5 protein-coding genes are annotated in these 2962 nt (G+C 45.2%); 1 reads left to right on the top strand and 4 read right to left on the bottom strand.

Annotation, left to right across the window (positions count from 1 at the left end; translation table 11 throughout):
* The coding region (locus GX441_10250; protein ID NLI99023.1) for a transposase at positions 1 to 439 on the top strand (439 nt) is incomplete at its 5' end.
* A 49-nt stretch (positions 440 to 488) separates the two neighbouring features.
* On the opposite strand, the gene GX441_10245 is transcribed toward GX441_10250, so the two are convergent.
* The 4 genes from GX441_10245 to GX441_10230 all read right to left on the bottom strand — a co-directional run.
* On the bottom strand, positions 489 to 866 hold the full coding sequence (locus tag GX441_10245; protein ID NLI99022.1) for a hypothetical protein: 378 nt from the start codon (positions 864 to 866) through the stop codon (positions 489 to 491).
* A gap of 76 nt (positions 867 to 942) precedes the next feature.
* Positions 943 to 1578, bottom strand: coding sequence for a hypothetical protein (locus tag GX441_10240; GenBank protein NLI99021.1), 636 nt, complete (start codon positions 1576 to 1578; stop codon positions 943 to 945).
* On the bottom strand, positions 1563 to 2816 hold the full coding sequence (locus GX441_10235) for a hypothetical protein (protein NLI99020.1): 1254 nt from the start codon (positions 2814 to 2816) through the stop codon (positions 1563 to 1565). Before GX441_10235 ends, GX441_10240 begins: the two co-directional genes overlap by 16 nt.
* Positions 2817 to 2826: 10 nt before the next feature.
* Positions 2827 to 2962, bottom strand: a 136-nt coding sequence (locus GX441_10230) for a hypothetical protein (protein ID NLI99019.1), incomplete at its 5' end; no start/stop codon positions are given.

Raw genomic sequence — 2962 nt, 5'->3', positions numbered from 1 at the left:
GTATACGAAGAAGGTGGTGGGATGGAACCTGTCCGTAAGAAACAAAACCGGGGACTGGAAGAAGGCCCTGGATATGGCAATTAATCAAGAGTTCCCCCAAGGTGTTCGCGGCAGGGGATTGAAGCTCGTAAGCGACAACGGCTCGCAGCCTACCTCCTTAAACTTCATGAGAGACATGTCCGATCTGGGCATAGAGCAGTTATTCACGTCCTACAACAACCCGAAGGGTAACGCTGACACCGAGCGGATGATGCGAACCATCAAGGAGGAGGTCTTGTGGCTTAACGAGTTCTACTCGTTCCAGGAGGCGAAGGAGAAACTCGATACGTGGTTTGTTACGGATTACAACAAGCTATACGTGCACAGCAGCCTGGGATACAGGAGTCCCGATGAGTTCGAGGCCCTTTACTCCCAGCAAGTTCTTAAGGAAGCAATGTGAAATCTCTAAACTCATTTTACCTCAAATCTGTCTTGACAAATGGGTCGCACTACAAGTAAATGCCTCTAGGTAACCCCGTGATTCCATCTTGCCAGTTAGCAAAGGCTAAGTAGACTCCTCCGTCTGTACCATCATTACACAATGCTAAGCTTGTAATATGTCCATTATCAAAATTCTCCGTTACATATACATCTGAAGACCATTGCCTTTGCCCCGAGCTGTTAAGCTTTTGGGCATATATTCCGATTCTATCATTTCTATTATCTTCCCAAGCCACAATGCAGTTTCCGCTTCCGGTTTCAACAACCTGTGGAAATAATTGGGCTCGATTTTGAGGAGGATTATCTGAGACTTGGATTCCTCCTTCTGTTACAGCCCCTAACCACAGGGGAATAACCATTATTAAGCCTGGTAATACTCTACTCATTGTTACTCCTAAATGATATTGTTTTTCTTAGGGTTCCCTTAGGAACCCCCTCTTTTACGAACTTTTAGTTTGTGTTCTATTTTTTCTCGTCACCTCCTTTTTTCCCACTTTTATAATCTGCACCAAAGCTAAGGCACAGAGAAAGGTGAAAAGTATTGTATGTATTCAAATACTCGTATGATTCGTCGTATGACCACATATTCCTGTTTTCAAAAAGCAATTGAAGTGTTCGACTAAGAAGTATCTTCGCTTCAACCCTGACGGTTGGAGAAAAGTTCACCGGATTACCTTTTATTTTCGATAGCACCGGGTTTATGGCACTGAAACCGCAAACAATGTCCATTCTCGGAACAAAGCTTTCACTTTTAAAAAGATTAGTGCAACCTTTAGATTTGACTGGGCGTTCGGATTTGAACATCTGGGATATACCGAGTTCGGGCATAAAAACCTCCGACGTGCCAAAAAGACCGGTTACAGGCGTTATTGCACATTCAAAACGTAGGAGTTCTATCCCTGCCACTAGTGCTGTCTTTTCTCCCCAATAGAGTCTTGCCTGACCTATAGATGCTCCCAGGTCCGGCAACAGGGTAGTCCCAGGCCAGTTAGGCGCAATACCAGCACCTAGTTCAATGGTTCCTACATCTAGAGAAACAATATCCGGCTTAGGTATGGCTGAAAAGAGTCCCAGCGCCGCCATTAACAAATTGGACATAATTCCTCCAAGCTTATAAAGCTTTTGCATGCCCCAGGTTTTGCTCTAGGATAAACTACCACAGCCCCGTCATCGCCACCGGATGTACTCAGACACGCTATACTTGGGGCTCTCAGGGGTAATTCATCAATTGGAGGTGCAAAATTATAAGGAACAACCCACTTGTCTATCTCTAAATTACTTGTTATTCCTGAAGAAGTACACCGTAGTACATAGAGATGGTCTTCCCGATAGGAACAAGCAGGGGCATCGAAATTGGACCATTTACGTTTTAGACGTTTCAGGTAAGCCGCATAGATAGTCAAACCATCTGGGCTAACGGTTACATCAACCTCAGGAACTATCCAAAACCAATCTCTATCTTTGCCAAAATAAGATGGCGTCGAAGGAATGGAAGAAAATGTGCTTACGTACTCCGTTTCTTTAGTACCACTCGTCGTAAGTGGCTGCAAGTGAAGTTTGGTTTCCGAAAGGGTAAAAGTGTCTCTGAGAACAGCATGAGTAGCCGTTGCATAGATTACCATATACTTACCGTTCCACTGGACAATCTTAGGACAACCGACAATATCACCCTTGCCACCCGTTGTAAAATCAGTCGGGTCGGTAGTGTATACTTCAGTGCCATTTCCCCACTGAGCAGTGCCATTGTCAAAACGATTGACCAGAATGCAATTGTAATAACTACCGCTACTATAGTATCCATACTTCATTGCCACAATACAACCTTCGTCGCTGTATGCAGGGCATACAGAAATCGGATCTCCGTCCTCTTCCAATGAGCTTGACGGTACAGAAGATATATTCTTTACCTGCACTGGATTGGGTAAGATCAAATTCGGCCATTGTGGTGTGCCAGATGAACTCAGTTTCTGAAGGTAGTAGCCCTTGGGGTAAAGATCGTTTTCAAGAGCTGTATTAAAGTGATTGACCCAAAAACAGTAGGCACTACTTCCGCCCCAAACGATATGATGATTCAGACGGTGGCCTACCGTCACGTCGTTTCTGACAGAAACAGGATACGATGTGCCGGTGTTTCCATTAGCATCAACGTGCCGAGCGTAAACCTCATAGCAATCGCTTGTGTTCTTCTGAATCCAGGAGATTATTGCTCCTGTTGAGCCATCCGAAACAATCTGCGGAAAGAAGTTTTTGCCTGCAGATGCAATGGTTGCAGGGACACTCCAGGCTAAGAGTTGACTCGCGGCAATAAGCCAGAGCCAGATTAGTTTATTTTTCATCTCACTCCTCCTATCTCACGAGCACGACCCGCGCGGTTTTAGATCGTTCGACTCCCATAACTCGAATGAAATACACACCAGGATTGGACCCCTCGCCCCATGTGATGGCGCCGTAAGTCTCGCTTGAGTTGAGTTCGTCAACCTTG

It is taken from the genome of bacterium, assembly GCA_012517375.1.
Lineage (GTDB): Bacteria > Hydrothermota > Tepidihabitantia > B3-TA06 > B3-TA06 > JAAYVC01.
Note: the sequence above shows the minus strand (reverse complement) of the source record. Positions and strands in the feature narration are given on the sequence as shown.

Excerpts from the sequence above, each read along its gene's own strand:
- GX441_10245 (NLI99022.1), bottom strand. The coding sequence starts at position 866 with ATGAGTAGAGTATTACCAGGCTTAATAATGGTTATTCCCCTGTGGTTA.
- GX441_10240 (NLI99021.1), bottom strand. The coding sequence starts at position 1,578 with ATGTCCAATTTGTTAATGGCGGCGCTGGGACTCTTTTCAGCCATACCT.
- GX441_10235 (NLI99020.1), bottom strand. The coding sequence starts at position 2,816 with ATGAAAAATAAACTAATCTGGCTCTGGCTTATTGCCGCGAGTCAACTC.